16 protein-coding genes and 2 pseudogenes are annotated in these 19,516 nt (G+C 60.7%); 7 read left to right on the top strand and 11 right to left on the bottom strand.

Translation table 11 applies throughout. From position 1 onward, the window contains the following. Positions 1-22: 22 nt before the first annotated feature. Genes BK667_RS29335 through cpaB form a run of 6 tightly spaced genes read right to left on the bottom strand, consistent with a single transcriptional unit; the run spans position 23 to position 6,449 of the window. On the bottom strand, positions 23-907 hold the full coding sequence (locus BK667_RS29335) for a type II secretion system F family protein (protein ID WP_123599665.1): 885 nt from the start codon (positions 905-907) through the stop codon (positions 23-25). Between the two features lies 1 nt (position 908). Next, the gene (locus BK667_RS29330) at positions 909-1,793 is read right to left on the bottom strand and encodes a type II secretion system F family protein (RefSeq protein WP_123599664.1); all 885 of its coding nucleotides are present in this window, start codon (positions 1,791-1,793) and stop codon (positions 909-911) included. A gap of 18 nt (positions 1,794-1,811) precedes the next feature. Beyond that, positions 1,812-3,080, bottom strand: coding sequence for a TadA family conjugal transfer-associated ATPase (locus tag BK667_RS29325; RefSeq protein ID WP_123599663.1), 1,269 nt, complete (start codon positions 3,078-3,080; stop codon positions 1,812-1,814). Beyond that, positions 3,077-4,267 (bottom strand): CpaE/TadZ family protein, encoded by a 1,191-nt coding sequence (locus BK667_RS29320; protein WP_123599662.1) that lies wholly within the window; start codon positions 4,265-4,267, stop codon positions 3,077-3,079. Before BK667_RS29320 ends, BK667_RS29325 begins: the two co-directional genes overlap by 4 nt. Beyond that, the gene (locus tag BK667_RS29315) at positions 4,264-5,487 is read right to left on the bottom strand and encodes a type II and III secretion system protein family protein (RefSeq protein WP_123599661.1); all 1,224 of its coding nucleotides are present in this window, start codon (positions 5,485-5,487) and stop codon (positions 4,264-4,266) included. The genes BK667_RS29320 and BK667_RS29315 overlap by 4 nt, the downstream gene beginning before the upstream one ends. A 20-nt stretch (positions 5,488-5,507) precedes the next feature. Further along, on the bottom strand, positions 5,508-6,449 hold the full coding sequence (gene cpaB, locus BK667_RS29310; RefSeq protein ID WP_123599660.1) for a Flp pilus assembly protein CpaB: 942 nt from the start codon (positions 6,447-6,449) through the stop codon (positions 5,508-5,510). Between the two features lie 332 nt (positions 6,450-6,781). On the opposite strand from cpaB, the gene BK667_RS29305 reads away from it, so the two are divergent. From BK667_RS29305 to BK667_RS29290, 4 genes are all read left to right on the top strand, one after another. Next, positions 6,782-6,991 carry a Flp family type IVb pilin gene (locus BK667_RS29305; protein WP_123513870.1) on the top strand — a complete coding sequence of 70 codons (210 nt, stop codon included), beginning with the start codon at positions 6,782-6,784 and terminating at the stop codon, positions 6,989-6,991. A gap of 130 nt (positions 6,992-7,121) precedes the next feature. After that, entirely contained in the window at positions 7,122-7,334 is a 213-nt protein-coding gene (locus BK667_RS29300; protein WP_123599659.1) for a Flp family type IVb pilin, read from the top strand. A 71-nt stretch (positions 7,335-7,405) separates the two neighbouring features. Then, on the top strand, positions 7,406-7,819 hold the full coding sequence (locus tag BK667_RS29295; protein WP_123599658.1) for a response regulator: 414 nt from the start codon (positions 7,406-7,408) through the stop codon (positions 7,817-7,819). A 169-nt stretch (positions 7,820-7,988) separates the two neighbouring features. Continuing rightward, positions 7,989-10,388 carry an autotransporter family protein gene (locus BK667_RS29290; RefSeq protein ID WP_123599657.1) on the top strand — a complete coding sequence of 800 codons (2,400 nt, stop codon included), beginning with the start codon at positions 7,989-7,991 and terminating at the stop codon, positions 10,386-10,388. 129 nt (positions 10,389-10,517) lie between these two features. Here the strand turns inward: BK667_RS29290 and BK667_RS33350 are convergent. The 3 genes and pseudogenes from BK667_RS33350 to BK667_RS29280 form a co-directional block, all read right to left on the bottom strand. After that, positions 10,518-10,679, bottom strand: a pseudogene (locus BK667_RS33350) (hypothetical protein); the annotation flags it as partial. Between the two features lie 491 nt (positions 10,680-11,170). Further along, positions 11,171-12,025 carry a MaoC family dehydratase gene (locus BK667_RS29285; protein ID WP_123599656.1) on the bottom strand — a complete coding sequence of 285 codons (855 nt, stop codon included), beginning with the start codon at positions 12,023-12,025 and terminating at the stop codon, positions 11,171-11,173. A gap of 2 nt (positions 12,026-12,027) precedes the next feature. After that, on the bottom strand, positions 12,028-13,380 hold the full coding sequence (locus BK667_RS29280) for a 3-oxoacyl-ACP reductase (protein WP_123599655.1): 1,353 nt from the start codon (positions 13,378-13,380) through the stop codon (positions 12,028-12,030). Positions 13,381-13,646: 266 nt separating this feature from the next. On the opposite strand from BK667_RS29280, the gene BK667_RS29275 reads away from it, so the two are divergent. Continuing rightward, positions 13,647-14,924, top strand: coding sequence for an acetyl-CoA C-acetyltransferase (locus tag BK667_RS29275; RefSeq protein WP_123513882.1), 1,278 nt, complete (start codon positions 13,647-13,649; stop codon positions 14,922-14,924). A gap of 180 nt (positions 14,925-15,104) precedes the next feature. After that, the gene (locus tag BK667_RS29270) at positions 15,105-15,896 is read left to right on the top strand and encodes an AraC family transcriptional regulator (RefSeq protein WP_123599654.1); all 792 of its coding nucleotides are present in this window, start codon (positions 15,105-15,107) and stop codon (positions 15,894-15,896) included. Positions 15,897-16,087: 191 nt separating this feature from the next. On the opposite strand, the gene BK667_RS34105 is transcribed toward BK667_RS29270, so the two are convergent. Together BK667_RS34105 and BK667_RS34100 are read right to left on the bottom strand one after the other, a co-directional pair. Then, a complete protein-coding gene (locus BK667_RS34105) occupies positions 16,088-16,816 on the bottom strand; it encodes a methyl-accepting chemotaxis protein (RefSeq protein ID WP_375539191.1) in 729 nt (242 codons plus the stop codon). A gap of 129 nt (positions 16,817-16,945) precedes the next feature. Next, positions 16,946-17,878, bottom strand: a pseudogene (locus BK667_RS34100) (cache domain-containing protein); the annotation flags it as partial. 601 nt (positions 17,879-18,479) lie between these two features. Here BK667_RS34100 and BK667_RS29260 point away from each other — a divergent pair. Continuing rightward, on the top strand, positions 18,480-19,373 hold the full coding sequence (locus tag BK667_RS29260) for a PA4780 family RIO1-like protein kinase (protein WP_123513886.1): 894 nt from the start codon (positions 18,480-18,482) through the stop codon (positions 19,371-19,373). Positions 19,374-19,516: the final 143 nt, after the last annotated feature.

Here is a 19,516-nt window from a genome sequence, read left to right as displayed (position 1 = left end):
TTCCCTCAAAAAGATGTGCTACTCAATTGGCAAACGCCCGGGTAATCGCGGTAAACCCGGGGCCGGCCAGGACGATCAACAGGGCTGGAAACAGGAACAACATCATCACCACGGACATCTTGGCCGACATTTTCGAGATGTACTCTTGCAGCCGCGTCAGGCGCCGATCATCGAGCAGTTGTTTGAGCACCAGCAGCGATTTCATCGCGCCGCCGCCCTGATGAATCAGTTGCTCGAGGATCACGCAGGTGTCGCTGAACTCGTCCACCGCCAGCATCACCGCGGCTTTGTGCAACTCCTGGCTAAGCTCCAGACCGGAATCGACGCGGGTCAGGATCAGGCGCAATTCGCTGGTCAATTCAGGCAACAGTTTTTGCCCTTCGGTGCTCAGCACCCGCAACGCTTGTTCGACCGCCATGCCCGATTCGAAAAGGATGCGCAGCAGCGGGATGAAGGTCGAGATTTCCACAGCGATGGTTTTCTGCCGACGCGCAGCGGCGTAGGCCAGCAAGCGTTTGGGCAGCAAGTAACCGAGGCCGGTACCGAACATCGGCAGCAGCCAGCCGTTGGCCACGAGGGGGAAAAACACTTCTTTCAAGAACAAACCCAACCCCAGCATCAACAACGGCGTACCCACCTGGCAGGCCGCGAACACCGCGCGCTCGTTGGCGCGACGCCAGCCCAAGCGGCTGAGCAGGGTCTGGGTTTCGCTGTCGATGCTGACCGAACGCTGGCCAAACCTGCTGTTGCCGAGCACCCGCAGCCAACTGCCGAAACGGTTTTCCCGTACCAGTTGCCCCTGCAAACGCTGGGTCACCTGGCGCACCCGGCGACGCGCTTGCAGCAAGTGGTTGGACACCAGCAGCAAGGCGCCGAGAAACAACATCAGACTCGCCAGCAGGACCATGTCAGACACTCCGCAACATGCGCCACAGCGCCAGGCAGCCAATCACCTGCAAGACCACCGCGATAATCAACATGGTCTGGCCGCCCGAGTCGTGCCACATACCGAGCATGTAGCCGGGATTGGTCAGCATGAAGTAACTCACCAGAATCATCGGCAACGAGCCCAGCACCCACGCCGTCATCCGGGTTTCGCCGGTCATCGCCCGCAGTTGCCGGGAGCCCTGGTCCCGTTCGCGGATCAGTTTGATCAGGTTTTCCAGCAACTCGCTGGCGTTGCCGCCGTAGCGATGATTGACCTTCAGGCCGAGGGCAAACATGCGCAGTTCGTCCTGTTCATAGAGCTCGGCGAAATCGCTGACAGCGTCCGGCAAATTCACCCCCAGTTGCACGTTGCGCTGCACCCGGCCCATGGCGTGTTTCAGCGGATCATCACTGGCTTCGATCCCGCCCATGACCGCGTCGGCCAGGGTGCGACCGGATTTGAGACTGCGCACGGTGTGGTCCAGTAACTGTGGCAATTGTTCGACCATGCGATTGAGACGGCGGCGATACCGCCATGAAATGTACAGCCGCAGCAACAGTGGCGGCGCGAGCAAAAGGGTCAGCAAACCGACCCAGTCGGCGACTGCATAACCGAGCAGCATCGCCACGCCCCACAGCGTCAGCCACAGCCCGAGACGTTCAGTGGGACGACCCAGTCCGGCCCGTAAAAACATGCGCTCCAGACCGACCCACGTGGTTTTCTGAACCGCCAATTGCGGTTGACCCTGAGCCAGCCGATTGAGCACCCGTTCGTTGCCGGTCTTGCGGATGCCGTGCAGGAACAGCCACACCGAGAGCCCGAGCAGGATCACGCAAATCACGCTGAGAATGATCGGTACGATCATGCCGAATGCTCCATGGAATCAGCCCAGGCTCGACTCATGCCGCAGCTTGTCACCCGCCGGGTTGACCGCTTCGCGCAGGAAACCGAAACCGGTGCGCCGGTCGAGTCGGAACAGGGTGTTGGTGACGTAGATGTCCTCGCGTACACCGACCACTTCCACCACCTCGCTGACACAGCGCCGGCCATCGGGCATGCGCGTCAGTTGGATGATCACGTCGAGTGCCGCGCAGATCATTTGGCGCAAGGTGCGCTCCGCGACCGTGCGCCCGGTGAGGCCGACCAGGGTTTCCAGGCGCAGCAAGGCGTCCTGGGCATTGTTGGCGTGCACGGTGCTCATCGAACCGTCGTGGCCGGTGTTCATCGCGGTGAGTACATCGAGCACTTCGACGCCGCGAATCTCGCCGAGAATGATCCGGTCCGGGCGCATCCGCAGGGCGTTGCGGATCAGGTCGCTGGCCTTCACTTCACCGTGGCCCTCGGCATTTGGCGGGCGGGTTTCCAGGCGCACCACGTGGGGGTGGCCGAGTTGCAATTCGGCCACGTCTTCGATGGTCACCAGCCGTTCATGAGGATTGATCAACTGGCTGAGAATATTCAGCAGCGTGGTTTTGCCGGTGCCGGTGCCGCCGCTGATCAGGATGTTGCAGCGCTTGCCGACGGCGTTTTGCAGGAACTCGAAAATCGCCTGATCGATAGTTTGCATCGCCATCAGGTCGCTGCTTTTGAGCATGTCCTTGCGAAATTTACGAATCGACAAACACGGGCCGTCCAATGCAATCGGCGGAATGATCGCGTTGACCCGACTGCCATCGGGCATCCGCGCATCGACCATCGGCGAGGACTCATCGAGCCGCCGTCCCAGTGGCGCGAGGATCCGTTGCATCACGCGCTCCACATGGTGCGCGTCGATAAAACGCAGGTCGCTCAGGTGCAGCACGCCATCGCGTTCGATGAACACCCGATGCGGGCCGTTGACCAGAATTTCCGTGACCGCCGGATCGCGCAGCAAGACTTCCAGCGGACCAAAACCGGTGAGTTCGTCGACGATTTCTTCGGCCAGCCGCTCCATTTCATAACGGGAAATCGCCAGGTGCAGGCGGGCGATGTATTCGGCGGCTTTGTCGGTGACGAACTGCGCCAGCAACTGGCGCGAACCTTCCAGCAGGTTTTTCCCGGACTCTTCGATGGCGTCGATGATGTAGCGGTGCAGCACCAGTTTCAGGCCTTCATGGTCGGTGTTGCCGGCGGTGCTGCGCTGGGGTGCGCCGAAGAGTTTTTCGCTGCTCATTGCGCGCCCCTCAAACGGTCGAACCAACCGGCCTTGGGTTTGGCCAGGCCTTCGGAGCGCTTGGCCAGGCGTTCGCCGAGGGTGCGCAGGCTTTGGGTGAGTTTTTCCCGAGGGGCCAGTTCGAACAGGGTGATGCCCTGGTTTTTCGCGTTGAGGCGCACTTCCGGGCTGTAGGCCAACACCGCGATGACTTCCAGGTTGAAGGTCTTGCCGAGGGTTTCCGAGTCCGGGGCGATATGGCCCAAATAGCGGTCGACCAACAGGCGCCCGTGATCAAGCTTCATGCCTTTTTCCCGCCACAGGTTGAGCACCGCCAGGTTGCGCCGGCAATCGAGGACGTTCTGGTCGCTGTACCACAGCAACTTGTCGCAGTGGCTGACAAAGGTGCGCAAGGCTTCGCTGTCGGGCTGGCCGGTGAGGTTCACCACGATGTGCTGGAAGTGTTGGCGCAACGCGCTGAGCAGCATGTACAGCTCGGCGGCGCTGGTGCTTTCCAGCGGCGCGTCGTTGCTGGCGTAGGCGAGGATCCGCAGCCCCGCTTCGGCGCTGGTGAAAGCGCTGTCGATCAGCGTCGCATCGAGGCGGCGCAAATGGCGCAACGCGTCACCGAAGTGAAACGAACTTTCCAGCCCCAGCAACGCGAGGCTGTCGCCACGGGGCAGACCGAGGTCCAGCAGTAAGGTGTGTTGCCCACTCTTTTGCACCACCAGCGCCAAGTGATTGGCCAGCAGTGCGCCGTCGCCATTGCTCTGGGTACCATACAACACGGTGAGGCCGCCCAGTTGTGTGTTTGGCGCTACCGGTGGCAGGCGTTTACTGAGGCGCCGCACCAACCCGGCGACTTCGCTGGAACGGGAACCATAGGCGACGAAATCCCGCGCACCGGCGCGCATGGCGTTGAGCACCAATTGGTTGTCCATGCCGTCGCCGAGGGCGACGATCGCGAGCATTGGTTTGGCTTCCAGGGCACCTTCGATCAGCGCGCTCTGGGCCACCACGTGTTCGCGGTCGAGGCCGACAAACACCAGGCTGGCGAAGGTCACGTCCACCAGCGCCAGCAACTCGTCGAGGCTGCCACCGCCGGCGCTGACCACTTGCCCGAGGGGCGCGAGGGCGCCTTGCAGCCACTCAAGGTCGGTGCTGTTGCGGGTGATGGCGAGGAAGGTCTGACTCAGGCTCTGGCTCATTGCGACAGTCCGCTGCGTTTGTCGAAGTTGCCGTTTTCCAGGAAAAACATGCGATAGAAATTCGGGTCGTAATTGCGCAGTTTTTCCCCCGGCAACGACGGCAGTTGCGCGTCGGCGGCCAAGGGTTGAACCAAGTGCGGGGTGACGATCATCAGCAACTCTCGTTCTTCACGATTGATCTGTGAACTGCGGAAAAATGCACCCAGAACCGGGATGTCGCCCAGCCCCGGAAACTTGTTCACCTGAGAACTGTTGGTGGTGCTGATCAAGCCGCTGATGACGAAGCTTTCACCGTCGGCCAGGGAAATACTGGTGTCGGTGCGGCGGATCGTCAGGGCCGGCACGGTGGTGCCGGCGATGTTCACGGCGTTGCTGAAATCCAGTTCGCTGACTTCCGGCGCGACCTTCAGAGCGATGCGATTGCGGCCGATGATGGTCGGCGTGAGGGTCAGGCGGATGCCGAATTCCTTGTACTCGATGGACACGTTGTCACTGCCGGCACTCGGCACCGGGATCGGGATTTCGCCGCCGGCGAGGAAACTCGCACTCTGCCCGCTGAGTGCCACCAGGCTGGGCCGCGCCAGGGTGTAGGCGAAGCCGCTGCCTTCCAGCGCGTTGATGATCATCATGGTTTTGCCGCCGATCCACGAGAAGTTGAACAGGCTGTTATCCACCGGCAGCCTGGGCGTCGGCACACCGTCGATGGGCGGTAACGTGCCGGGTGCGCCGAACAGAAAATTACCGCGAGTACCGATCAATGAGGCGGTGGCTTCCTTGAGTTTGGTGCGGCTGACTTCGACGAAGCGGATATCGGTTTGCACCTGTGACGGCAGCGACGGGTCATCGGACGGCAGCAGCGTGTCGCCGGTCAGGGCTGCCGTGGCGCGGCCCTGAACGAACACCATGCTCTGGCGTGGCTCGCTGGCGCAGGCGGTCCAAATCATCAGGCTGGTGGCGCCGGGCGCCATGCCGGTCAACAGGAACGAACTGCTGCCATTGGGATGCACGTCGGCAATTTTCGGGTCGCCGATGGCCAGACGGGTGATCGCGACCGGCGATTGCAGGTCCTGTTGCAAGCCTTCGCCGATTTCGATCACCGGCGGCAAACGCCCCAGAGCGGCGCAATTGCCGGTCACCGCGAAGGCGCTTTCCAGAGGCAGGGTCACCAGCATCAAGGCCCAGAACACGGAGTTGAATATCGGCATGGGGCGACTCTGCATGCAGCTGCATCCTTGATCAGTCATGGGGTTTGTTGCGTGAGCTGATTGCCGCGAATCACTTCGATGGCACGTCGTGGTGCTGCACCGCCGCTGGGAGGTCCTTTCGGGGCGGCGCCGAGGGCCAGTTGGGTGAACTGGAAGAGCTGGCTATTGGCGCTGTCCAGCTTGCCCGGCGCCTGGTTTTCACCGGCCCAGTATTTGGCCAGGCGTTGTTCTTCACTGCTGCGCACCGCCAGGCGCAAGGTGCCGACCTGGGTCGCCAGCATCAGCCGACTCAGCAGTTGTTCGGGCACCGCCAGCACCACGGTGCGCGCGGCGATCCGGCGTTGATCCTGTTTGAGTCTGTCATCGGCGCTCAGGGCTGGCGTGGCCGGTTGGCCGTCGTTGGTCAGGCCGAATTGCTCACCGACACCGAGTACGCGCATGGCGGGCACGACGATCTGTGCCGACTGCTGCAAGTTGCTGGTGTCCTGGCGCAGAAACAGCAGCACATCGACGTAGTCGCCCGGGACCAGTTGCCCGGCGGCACCGATCACTTCGTCCACCGCCACGGTGAGGGCGCGTTCGTTGCTGCGAATCATCCGGGCCAGTGTGCCGCCCGCCTCAAAGCTGTCATCGCTGAGCCAGGTGCCAGCGCTGAGGCGGCGCCAAGGCGTGCGGCCGATGGCCTGGTCGAGGTTGTTCAGGCTGCCGGCGGGGGCGCTGCGAAGTTTTTCCACGGCCAGGTCGGCGGCGGTCAGCGGGGTGAATGGCGGGACGTCATGGATCAGGACAACCACCGGTTGACGAGTCTGGTCTTCGGCTGCGGCAACGGTTTTTTCCACGGTTACGGCGGCGGTCGGCGTGGCGACTGGCGCTACGGCAGGAACAGGCTGGCGGCTGAGCACCAGGCCCCAATAACCGACAAAAATCGCCCCGAGCAAAAGCAAGCCGGCAAGGCCCATGGTGATGCGACTGTTCATGACGGCTCTCCCTTTCCTGCTGCACTAACAACCCGCAATTGCTGACAGGGCGTTTTCGCAATCAGGCAGCTATGAACATGCAACTATTTCGCTAGTTCCACGCTAGTCGATCTAAAGCAAAACGCCATTACGGGCACCGAAAATATCTGTACAAGGCATTGAGAATTGGTCAATTAACCGCTGGTTTTCGACCACGGATGTCGACTACTACTTTGTGATTAATCCGTTATTACAGTTGTTGGCAGCAGGTTTGTTGACAATGCTCTGATGGCACAGTGAAACCCTGTCGCAGTACCGTTTCGTCGGCGCCAGAGGCGCGAAGGAGTAGACGTATGATTCTCGAATATCTGTTGCTCAGAGCCCGGTTGTTCTTCAAAAGCACTGAAGGTGCATCGGCGATCGAGTACGCGATAGTGGTTGCCATGGTGGCGGTGGTGGTCGTGGTGTTTGTGACGCCGATCAGTACCAAGGTTCTGAACATCTTCAACCTGGTCCTGACGTCGCTCGGTGGGACGGCTGTGGTCAAACCGGTGGTGCCTTAGTCAAGGTTATTCCCCCGGCAATGCCGGTGCGTGTGCCTCCGGGGTTTTGGCCCTGGGCGGCACGTCCGGTCGTTAGTGCGGGTTTTGGATTGTTGTTGACTGAGTGCCTTTGGCACGAAGGAGAACTTCCATGCTCTTTGAATACCTGATGCTGCGGGCGCGTCTGTTTTTGAACAACACTGAAGCGGCATCGGCCATCGAATACGCGATTGTGGTGGCGATGGTGGCCGTGGTGGTCGTGGTGTTCATCACCCCGGTCGGGACCAAGGTCCTGGGGATTTTCAACAGTGTGCTGGTGGCGTTGGGCGGAACGGCCCAGACCGCGCCAGTGCAAACGCCTTGATCACTGTGAACCTCGCAGCAAGTCAATGACACGCTACACTCGCTTCTACATTCAGTTCTCAGGTACTGCCCATGAACGCTTCTTCGCCACCGCGCCAACAGTTGCTTCTGGTTGACGACGAAGAAGACGCGTTGCTGGAACTGGCGGAACTGCTGGAGGGCGAAGGCTTCAGTTGCTTTACGGCCACCTCGGTCAAGCTCGCCCTGCATCATCTGACGCGCAACCCGGATATCGCCCTGGTGATCACTGACCTGCGCATGCCGGAGGAGAGCGGCATTTCGCTGATCAAGCGCCTGCGTGAACACACCTCGCGCCAGCATCTGCCGGTGATCGTGACGTCCGGGCATGCCGACATGGAAGACGTCAGCGACATGCTGCGCTTGCAGGTGCTCGACCTGTTTCGCAAGCCCATCTACCACGTGCGGTTGCTCGAAACGTTGAACAATCTATTTCCGCAATCTTCAGCCAACCTGGCTAATCTTTGATCAATTAATTTTGACGCCATCGCTTTGACATTTGTATGGTGTCGAAATGATGGCTCGTGTACATTTGCCGCGCCTGAATCAGCACCCTGCTGACGGGACGGCAGGGATGACTGACCAAAATCGTAACCCTGCTGGAACTGCCATTTGAAGTTTCGGAAGGGATTCTCGATTGAACACCTCATGCCTGCGCCGCTCGTTGCTGGCGCTCTCTGTTGCCGCTGCCACCATTCACGGGCCTGGCGTCCAGGCCGCCACGTTCAACTACGACGTGGGCACCGGGCCGCTGGTCAACTACAACCAATACTATGATTTCGTAAACCTCACCGGCAGCGCGAACGTGGTGCAAACCTCGCCGTCGGCGCTGACCAGCGCGGCGCAATTCACCACCCTCACGACTAATTACGATGTGACCAACAAAGCCACGATCACCATCGATGGCGCGACCCATGGCGTGGGTATTCTCACGAGTCGCGGGACATCGCCTTGGCCGAGAATCGGCAATAACCTGGTGAACCAGGGGTCGATCACGGTCAATGGGCTGGCTGATATCGGTGACTCGATTGGCATGGCCGATAATGGCAATCAGATTGTCGGTAACTTCATCAACTCCAGCGATATCACCGTCACCGGCAATAACGCCACCGGTGTTTCCCTGATTGGAAGCCGGCTCGGCAAGGGCGTTATCAACGACGGCACGATCAGCGTCAGCGGTACGAATGCCCACGGTATTTACCTTGAGAACACGACCCAGACCCTGCCGGTCTACAACTCCAAGTCGATAACGGCCACCGGGGCAAATGCCGAGGCACTGACCCTCAAGGGTGCGACCTTCAACGTGCCGGCCGGTGTGAACACCAGCAGCATTGCCAACTCGGGCACGCTCTCGGGTGAAAGCATCGGTATCCACGTGAGCAATCAAGCTGTCGGCAAATCCTTGAGCATCAACCAATTTTCCGGGCTGATCGAAGGCGGCAAGGCAGCGATTCAGGTCGATGATGGCGCCAGCTATTTGTACTGGAGCAATGGCGACATCAAAGGTGACGTGCTGGGCCTGTCCGGGGTGCTGATCCGTGGCGAAGCGAATTTTGACGGTTCGACCATCAAGGCCGGCTACGTCACGATTGAAGCCGGTCAATTGACCCTGGTGAAACCGCACACCACGATCAACGGCGACTTCGACATGGAAGAGGCCGACTCAGTGCTGGTGATGTCCCTGGGCAACGACACCGACGTCAATCGGCCGGTGCTCACCGTCACCGGCACTTCGGACATCGCTCCCGGCGCCCACCTGCAGTTGCAGGCGCGCTCCAGTGATTTCCAGACTGCGTCGGGTGGCACGCGCTATACGCTGATCCGCTCCGGGCAACTGCTCGGTGGCGAGAACCTGGCGGTGGAATCCACCTCGGCGTTGCTGCAAGTGAAAAGCTACGGCGTCGAAGGCAACGACGTGAAGGCGTTGGTCAGCACCAAACCGGACGAAGTGGTTGCGCAAAATACCCTCGACGCTGGCGGTAGCAAAAACGCAGCCGACGCGGTGGCCGAGGTTTCCACCGGGTTGATGGACAAGGTCGATGAACGCGACCCGGTGTTCCAGGCGTTCGCCAATGCCACCACCAATGCCGAGCTGGCGAAACTGGCCGAGAAACTCGGCCCGGATGTCAGCCGTGGTGTGCTGCACGCCACCACCAACAGCCAGACCCTGGTGGCGAATGCGATCAACGAGCGTTCGAGCCGTGCCCGCACGGATCGCACCGCGCCGGAAAAAGGTGTGTGGCTGCAAGCGTTGACCAGCGATGCCAATCAGGATGCCCGCCGAGGTGTGGCGGGTTATGACGCCGACAGCCACGGGATTGCCGTGGGTGCCGATGGCCAGTTGAATGCCAACACCGCCGTGGGCGTGGCCTACAGCTACCTCGACACAGACGTGAAAGCCGACACTGGCAACAAAACCCAGGTAACCGGCCATGCGCTGACGCTGTATGGCAACTGGACCCACGACAATTGGTTCGTGGATACGTCGCTGATGTACGGCTGGAACGACAACGAATCCAAACGCTACATCGCCGGCACCCAGGCCAAAGGCAATTTCGACAGCGATATCTACGGCGTGAATGCCCTGGCCGGCTACAGCTTTCGCCTGGACCGCAGCGTCGTGCTTGAGCCACAGATCGGCGCGCGTTATGCCAGCGTGAAAATGGACGCTTACCGCGAGAAGGGCAGTTCGGCATCGCTGAACGTCGACAGTCAGCGCTATGAAGTGGGCGAAATGGGTGTCGGTGCACGACTGGCTGCGGCATTCGATGTCGGCACCGGCAGCTTCGAACCTGAAGCCAAGGTCATGGCGTGGCACGACTTTATCGGCGACAAGACCGCAACCACCTCGGCCTTTGTGCTGGGCGGCGACTCGTTCACCACTCGCGGCACGACGCCGGTGCGGGACAGCTATGAAGTGGGCCTGGGCGCCAACTATGTCGTGGGTGCCTGGAGTGTCGGTGGGTCCTACAACTACGTGACCAGCACTGACTTCAATGCCGATACCTTTACGGCGAAGGTGCGTTACGCGTTCTGATCCAGTCGGGTATTTACCTGACCCATCGCCTTCGCGAGCAGGCTCGCTCCCACCTTTGGTCTTCAGTGAACACACATTCTGTGAACACTGCAGAACCTCTGTGGGAGCGAGCCTGCTCGCGAAGGCGTCCTACAACTGATAACTGAAACTCACGCTATACCGCGGCCGTCGATTGAACGTATCCAGCGCCTCATCCGACATCGGCTTGACCGCTTCCAGCGCGACGTTGTAGTACTTCGCATCGCCAAACCTCAACCCTACCGCCGCCGAGGACAGGTTGTTGCCTTGCACCACACTTGAGTGTTCATGAGAGTGATTCCTTGCACCTGTTACAACGACCGTTGTCTTCGATGGCCTGCCGATCTGTCGCCGGCAATACCTTCGTCCGTTGTGCGCATCTCAAACTCAGGGGCGTTTTCGTACCATTCTCAAGTTGGTATTACCCCTTCATATAGGGCGCAGGAATGCTGCCTAAGGGCTAATACCTTGGGTGCGGCGCGTGGGGTAATTCGTTGTAAATCAATGGGGAGGGTTTTGACGCAGACGCGTAATGGCGCAGGAGAACACTTAAGTTATATACACAATTAACCGGGGTTCCCTGGTACCTGATCGTTCCCACGCTCTGCGTGGGAATGCCTCAACGGACGCTCCGCGTTCGGCTCTGAGGGGACGCGGAGCGTCCCGGGCTGCATTCCCACGCAGAGCGCGAGAACGATCAAAAGGGTCGCTTCGCAACCCTACGGGGGCAAGCCCCCTCGCCACAGGTGGGAAAAATCATCAGCTCAGGCAACAGGCCGCCAATGCCCGACCATATGCTCCAGCTCCCCGGCACCGACCAACTGCAAATCCCCACTGGACGCCGCCGCACTGGCGAGCAACGTCAGTTCACTGGGCAAACGCACCGGCTTGCGAAACTGCACCGCAATTTCAATGTTCGCCGTCGGCAGATGATCCGCCAGCGCTGCCAACGTCCGGGCCTTGTTCCATAACCCGTGGGCAATCGCTGTAGGAAAACCGAACAGCTTGGCGCTGGCCGCACTCAGGTGAATCGGGTTGTAATCCCCGGACACCTTGGCGTATTGCCGACCAATGTCCGCCGGGGCTTTCCAGCGCGCCACTTGCGTCAGTGCCAGCGTCGGTGCCAACTCATCCTCGACCGGCTCGCCATCGAGTTTCACCCCGCGACACAGCATCTGGCTCTCAGCTTCCCACAGCGTGCCCAACTGATCATCCAGGGTCGTGACCAGATCGAACGTCGCCCCTTTGGCGTGGGGTTGCAGGTTCTGCACTTGCACGCTGACCCGCGCGCGATGCACTCCGCCCATGGGCCGCAGCACGCGAATGCGATTGCTCAGGTGAATCAGGCCCAGCAACGGAAATGGAAACTCCTTGGACGTCAGCAATTGCATCTGCAAGGCAAATGCCAGCACATGGGGATAAGTCGGCGGCAACAGGCCATTGTCAGCAAAACCGCAGACCGTGCGATAAGCCGCCAGGCGTTTCGGATCGACATCGAGCCAACAACGCAAACCCGTATCAGGCAGGGCGGTGCCAGTGATTTTGCGGCGCAGGGCTGCCCGCACGTACAACTCGGGCAGGCTCGGTTCGCGGTTGAGTGTGTGCCAGTCAGTGATCATCGCTATGCCCCCAAGACACTTTGCCCACACACCCGCAATGCTTGCCCGGTAAACGCACCGGTGCCCGGTTGCGCCAGCCAGGCGACCGCTTCGGCGACGTCCTGGGGCAAGCCGCCCTGGCCCAGGGAACTCATGCGCCGTCCGGCTTCACGCAGGCCGAATGGAATGTGCGCAGTCATCTGGGTTTCGATAAACCCCGGCGCCACCGCATTGATGCTGATGCCGCGCTCATGCAGCAGCGGCGCCCAGGCCTGGGCCAGCCCGATCAGCCCGGCCTTGCTCGCAGCGTAGTTGGTTTGCCCGCGATTGCCCGCGATGCCGCTGATGGACGCCAACAGAATCACCCGCCCGTTATCGCGCAGGGTGCCGGCGTCGAGCAGGGCTTTGGTCAGCACTTGCGGCGCGTTGAGATTGACGGCCAGCACCGCGTCCCAGAATTCCGGAGTCATGTTGGCCAGGGTTTTGTCCCGGGTGATGCCGGCGTTGTGGACCACGATGTCGATGCCGTCGGGCAGGTGTTCGATCAACTGCGCGGCGGCGTCTTCGGCGCAAATGTCCAGGGTGATGCTCTGTCCGCCGAGGCGTGCGGCGAGGGCTTCGAGGTCAGCCTTGGCCGGTGGCACATCGAGCAGGATCACTTCGGCGCCGTCCCGGGCCAGGGTTTCGGCAATCGAGGCGCCGATGCCGCGAGCCGCGCCGGTGACCAGCGCTTTGCGCCCGGATAACGGACGCGTCCAGTCCTGCACCGGCGTATCGCACGCGACTAATCGAATCACTTGCCCGGACACGAAAGCACTTTTGGGCGAGAGGAAAAATCGCAGCGGCCCTTCCAGTTGATCCTCGGCTCCGTCGCCGACATAAATCAATTGCAAAGTGCCGCCGCTGCGCAGTTCTTTGGCGAGGGAACGGCTGAAACCTTCGAGGGCACGCTGGACACTGGAGGCAATCGGATCGCTGAGGCCTTCCGGTGCCCGTCCCAGGATCACCACGTGGGCGCTGTGATCGAGGTTTTTCATCAGTGGCTGAAAAAACTCGCGCAGTTGCTTGAGCTGATCGGTTTGCACCAAATGACTGGCATCAAACACCACGGCTTTGAGTTTCGGGCCGTGGCCGGGAATCCACGCAGTGGCCAGGGACGGTTCGGCGCCGTAGCTGTAAATCGCATCGGTCAGGCGGTTAGCGAACACGCCGATATTTTCCGCCAGTGGCCCGCCGCCAATCAGCAGCGCCCCCTCGACAGGCCGCAGGCGCCCGGCTTGCCAGCGTTCCAGACGCACCGGCGACGGCAGGCCCAAGGCCCCGACCAGACGGTGGCCGATGGACGAATTCGCGAAGTCGATATAACGGTCTGACATGGAACGCACTCCGGCAGCTGGGGTTCAAAGTGTGGACCACGAATGGCGATCAGTCGTTCGATCCACGAGATTAGGCCTACGCTTGAACACAGGTGATTGATGTGTAGCAGGACTTTCAGGAAAACACCGAACCCTGTGGGAGCGAGCCTGCTCGCGAAGACGGTGTGTCAGTCAGCAGAAATGTTGGATGTGCCGGCCTCTTCGCGAGCAGGCTCGCTCCCACAGTGGGCCGTGTACACATTTTTAAATTTCGGAAGGAGCTTTTCATGACTCAGCTGCGCCGCGTCGCGATCATTGGCGGTAACCGTATTCCTTTCGCCCGTTCCAACGGGCCGTACGCCACCGCCAGTAACCAGGCGATGCTCACCGCAGCGCTCGAAGGCTTGATCGAACGTTTCAACCTGCACGGTCTGCGCATGGGCGAGGTGGCGGCGGGGGCGGTGCTCAAGCATTCCCGGGATTTCAACCTGACCCGCGAATGCGTGCTCGGCTCGCGGCTGTCGCCGACCACCCCGGCCTACGACATCCAGCAAGCCTGCGGCACCGGCCTGGAAGCCGCGCTGCTGGTGGCGAATAAAATTGCGTTGGGCCAGATCGATTGCGGCATTGCCGGCGGCGTCGACACCACGTCCGACGCGCCGATCGGCATCAACGAAGGCCTGCGCAGAATCCTCCTGCAAGCCAACCGCGCCAAGACCACCGCCGACAAGCTGAAAACTTTCCTGCAACTGCGCCCTGGTCATCTGGTCCCTGAATTCCCGCGCAACGGTGAGCCGCGCACTGGCCTGTCCATGGGGCAACACTGCGAGCTGATGGCCCAGACCTGGAACATCCCCCGCGCCGAGCAGGATCAATTGGCCCTCGAAAGCCACCAGAAACTGGCCGCTTCCTACACCGAAGGCTGGCACAACGACTTGATGACACCGTTCCTCGGCCTGACCCGGGACAACAACCTGCGCCCGGACCTGACCCTGGAAAAACTCGCCTCGCTCAAACCGGCGTTCGAGAAAAGCGCCAAAGGCACCATGACCGCAGGCAACTCCACGCCGTTGACCGATGGCGCGTCGCTGGTGTTGCTGGGCAGTGAGGAATGGGCCAAGGAACGCGGCTTGCCGATCCTCGCGTATTTACGTGATGGCGAAGCGGCGGCGGTGGATTTCGTCAACGGTGCCGAGGGCCTGCTGATGGCGCCGGTGTATGCCGTGCCGCGTTTGCTGGCGCGCAACGGCTTGACCTTGCAGGACTTCGACTACTACGAAATCCACGAAGCCTTCGCCGCCCAGGTGCTGTGCACATTGAAAGCCTGGGAAGACCCCGAATACTGCAAAACCCGCCTCGGCCTCGACGCGCCGCTGGGTTCGATTGATCGCAGCCGCCTCAACGTCAAGGGCAGCTCATTGGCCGCCGGGCATCCGTTTGCCGCCACCGGCGGGCGCATCGTCGCCAACCTGGCGAAGTTGCTGGATGCGGCGGGCAAGGGGCGGGGGTTGATCTCTATCTGCGCGGCTGGCGGCCAAGGCGTAACGGCCATCATCGAACGCTAAGACCAACCGCAGACCCTGTGGGAGCGAGCTTGCTCGCGAAAGCGGTGGATCAGTCGACATCACTGTTGAATGACACACCGCTTTCGCGAGCAAGCCCGCTCCCACAGGGGATATTTGTAAGACTTGATGACTTGTTCTAAGGTCGGTGCTATCCGCCGTCCTGCGACACAAGGCTCAACAATGACGTCCAACGGACAACTTTCCCTCGAACGCTCAATCCCGGCGCTAACCGCCTTACCGCGCCCACTGTTCGCCCGCGCCGAAAGCCTCAACGCCGGTTCCTGGACACCGCCCCATCGCCACGACTGGGTGCAATTCTCCTACGCCATCAGCGGCGTGCTCGGGGTGCATACCGCCGAGGGCAGTTTCTTTGCGCCGCCGCAGTGGGGCATCTGGATTCCGGCCGATCTCGAACATCAAGTCGTCACGTCGATGCGCGCCGAAATGCGCAGCCTCTATGTGCGCCGCGAGGATTGCCAATGGGCAGACGGACGTTGCCGAGTGCTGGAGGTGACGCCGCTGGCCCGGGAGCTGATCAAGAGTTTTTGCCTGCTGCCGGTGGAGTATCCACAGGGCGAAAGCCAGGAAGCGCGGCTGGTGAATGTGTTGCTGGATCAGTTGGCGAGTTTGCCGGAGGTGGAGTTCTCGCTACCGTTGCCCCGGCATGAACGTTTGCTGGGGTTGTGCAACGAGCTGATCGAAAACCCGGAACAGAACGCGACGTTGCAGGAGTGGGCGGCGCGGTTGGGCACTTCGGAGAAAACCCTGATGCGCCTGTTTCAGCGCGAGACGGGTTTGAGCTTTCGAGGCTGGCGTCAGCGTGCGCGGCTGCTGTCGTCGCTGAGTTTGCTGGAGGAGGGCGACAGCGTGACCAATGCGGCGCTGGCTTGCGGGTATGACTCGACGTCAGCGTTTATTGCGGCGTTCAAGGGGTTGTTCGGGTTTACCCCGGGGGAATTATTTCGGCAGTGAGAGCCAGCCCCTCACCCCAGCCCTCTCCCCACAGGGGAGAGGGGGAAAGGGAGCAGATCGGGGATTTTTCAAAACCTGAGTTCGACTCGATATTTCAGGTCGATGTAGCTCCAAGAACACCTCGGTCAGTCCCCTCTACCCCTTGGGGAGAGGGTTAGGGTGAGGGGTGGCCTATAAGACCACCCTCATTTTCAAGTCCTGAACCGACGAACCAACCCATCCAACTCATTCGACAACCCGGCCAAACTCTGGGAATCCAGTCGCGCCGAGTTCGCCAGCTCCGCCACCAACTGCGCATCACCATGAATCTGGCTGATGTGCCGATTGATCTCCTCTGCCACCGAATGCTGTTCTTCCGCCGCCGTCGCGATCTGCGTGTTCATATCGCGAATCACATCCACCGACTCACGGATCTGCCCGAAGCTGTTGCGCGCTTCGCCGATGCGGGTGACCGACTGCTGCGACACTTCCAGGCTCGCGTGCATTTGCTGGGTCACCTGGCTGGTGCGCTTGGCGAGAGTGCCGAGCAAGCCGTCGATTTCCGCCGTGGAATCGGCTGTGCGTTTCGCCAGGGCGCGCACTTCATCCGCCACCACCGCAAACCCACGACCCTGTTCGCCGGCCCGTGCGGCTTCAATCGCGGCGTTCAGCGCCAACAGGTTGGTCTGCTCGGCAATCGAGCGAATGGTCCCGAGAATCGATTGAATGTCGTTGCTGTCGCGTTCCAGTTGCTGCATCGACTGCGCTGAGGATTCGATTTCCTGGCTCAAGCGATCGACGCTGGATACAGCGGCATCGATCTGCTGCTGACCTTCGCGCGCCTGGCGCTGACCACTGTCGGCTGACTCGGCGGCCTGGCTGCACGAGCGGGCGACTTCGTTGGCGGTGGCGACCATTTCGTGGAACGCCGTGGACACCATGTCCACCGCTTCACGCTGACGCCCGGCGGCTTCGGCCATGTCGCTGGAGACCCGAGTCGAACTCTGGGAGGTGGCGAGGATTTTATTCGCGGCGCCGCCGATGCTCTGGATCAGGTTGCGGATCGCCGCCAGGAACTGGTTGAACCAACTGGCCAGTTGCGCGGTTTCGTCGCTGCCACGGATTTCCAGATTCTTGGTCAGGTCACCTTCGCCCTGGGCGATGCCTTCCAGGCCGCTGGCCACGCTGCTGATCGGGCGCACGATGACGCGGGCGAAACTGGCCCCGACGATGGCGAAGAACACGGCCAGTACGGCGGCAATACCCGCGATCAGCCAGGTCAGTTGGGTGGCCGAGCTCATTACATCGGTTTGCTTGATCAGGCCGATGAAGGTCCAGCCCAGTTGCTCCGATGGCCAGACGTTGGCCATGTAGCGCTCGCCGTTCAGCTCGACTTCCACCAGGCCTTTGCCAGCCTTGGCCAGTTGTGCGTAGCCTTCGCCGAGGCTGCCCAGGGCCTTGAAGTTGTGCTCTGGTTGCTTCGGATCGACCAGCACCGTGCCGCTGTTTTCCAGCAGCATCAGGTAACCGGTTTCGCCGAGCTTGATCTGTTTGACGATTTCGGTGAGCTGCTTGAGCGTCACGTCGATGCTGACCACGCCACCGTTGGTGCCCAACTTGTTATCGATGGTGCGCACGGTGCTGACGTAGGACGCGTCATCCTGAGCCCAGTAATAAGCCTCGGTGCGAAACGGCTTGCCCGGCTTGGCCTGTGCGGCTTTGTACCAGGGGCGCTGGCGCGGGTCATAGTTGTTCAGTTTCGCGTCATCCGGCCAGGACACATAACCGCCGGCTGCGGTGCCGACGATCGCGTAGGCGTAGGACGGATGGGTGTTGCCCAGGTCCTGGAGGAGCGTGAAGACCTTTTTGTCCATCTCGCCCTGAGGAATGCTCTCGGCGTTGGCGGCCATGTAGGTCTTGAGGCTGTCGTCGGTATTCTTGATCAGCGGCTGGGACGCCAGGTAATCGACGTTCTGGCTGATGCCGTCGAAGAATAGCTGCATGGCATTGGCGACCTGACGAATCTCGCGACCACTGCCGTCGACGAAATCGTCCTTGGCATCGCTGCGCAAGTTCAGCACTACAAGGGTGGCGACCAGCACCACCGGCAAGCAGGCGATGATTGCAAACGCCCACGTCAACTTCTGTTTGATGTTCATCCGCGCTCCAGATTTTCTTGTAGGCCCACGCAGTGCAGATGACTCGCGGATTATTGGCAGCCGAAAACGGTATTGATTACCTCGATTCCTTGAAGCGGCATCGTCGTTTTAGTCGCAACGATTGTCAGACAAATCCTTTTCTCTCTCAGGACTTCGGCTGAAAAAATGGGAAATTGAGGCCCGTTGAGAAAAAACCTACAAATAGGAGGAATCCGGATGTCAGCTTCTGTCGTAAATGCCCTGTCATCCCGTCGCCAACAAGTGTCGGCGGCTCAGCTATGATCTCCACCGGTCGATGAACGGCGCGGGATTTACCGGTTAATTTCGGCACATTGTGTGCATCCGCCATGTTCATAGGTCGGCAACCCCTCCCCGAGGCGCGAGGATTGCCGTATAACGAATGACTTTCGCGTGTTTGGTAATAAAGGACCCACAATAAAAGCTGATGAAGACTCCAAAACGCATTGAACCCCTGATCGAGGACGGTCTGGTCGACGAGGTGCTGCGCCCACTCATGAGTGGTAAAGAAGCAGCTGTTTATGTGGTGCGCTGCGGTAACGAGCTACGTTGCGCGAAGGTCTACAAGGAGGCGAATAAACGCAGTTTCCGCCAGGCGGCCGAGTATCAGGAAGGCCGCAAGGTACGCAACAGCCGACAGGCTCGGGCGATGGCCAAGGGCTCCAAGTTCGGCAAGAAAGAAACCGAGGACGCCTGGCAGAACGCCGAAGTGGCGGCCCTGTTTCGTCTGGCCGGCGCCGGTGTGCGGGTGCCCAAGCCGTATGACTTCCTCGAAGGCGTACTGCTGATGGAGTTGGTGGCCGATGAATACGGCGATGCTGCGCCGCGTCTGAACGACGTGGTGCTGGAACCGGACCAGGCCCGTGAATACCACGCGTTCCTGATTTCCCAGATCGTGCTGATGTTGTGTACCGGTCTGGTGCACGGTGACCTGTCGGAGTTCAACGTACTGTTGACCCCGACCGGCCCGGTGATCATCGACCTGCCTCAAGCAGTGGATGCGGCGGGCAACAACCACGCGTTCACCATGCTGGAGCGGGACGTGGGCAACATGGCCTCCTACTTCGGGCGGTTTGCGCCGGAGTTGAAGAAGACCAAGTACGCCAAGGAAATGTGGGCCCTGTACGAAGCCGGCACCTTGCACCCGGCCAGCGTGTTGACCGGCGAGTTTGATGAGCCGGAAGAGTTGGCAGACGTTGGCGGCGTTATCCGCGAAATCGAGGCGGCACGCCTGGATGAAGAGCGCAAGCAAGCGGTGCGCGCGGCTGATGATGCGCCACCGGGCAAAACCGAAGAACCGCCTCCACCGTGGATGCAGTGATCGGTTAACAAAAAACCCGGCGCAGGCCGGGTTTTTTGTGGGTGTTTGATTGGTCGTTGTGGTGTCAGATGGATCGACCCCTCACCCCAACCCTCTCCCCAGAGGGGAGAGGGGGAAAGGGAGCTGATCTTCATGCTTTTCAA

The organism is Pseudomonas frederiksbergensis (assembly GCF_003732705.1).
In the GTDB taxonomy this organism is placed as follows: domain Bacteria; phylum Pseudomonadota; class Gammaproteobacteria; order Pseudomonadales; family Pseudomonadaceae; genus Aquipseudomonas; species Aquipseudomonas frederiksbergensis_F.
Note: the sequence above shows the minus strand (reverse complement) of the source record. Positions and strands in the feature narration are given on the sequence as shown.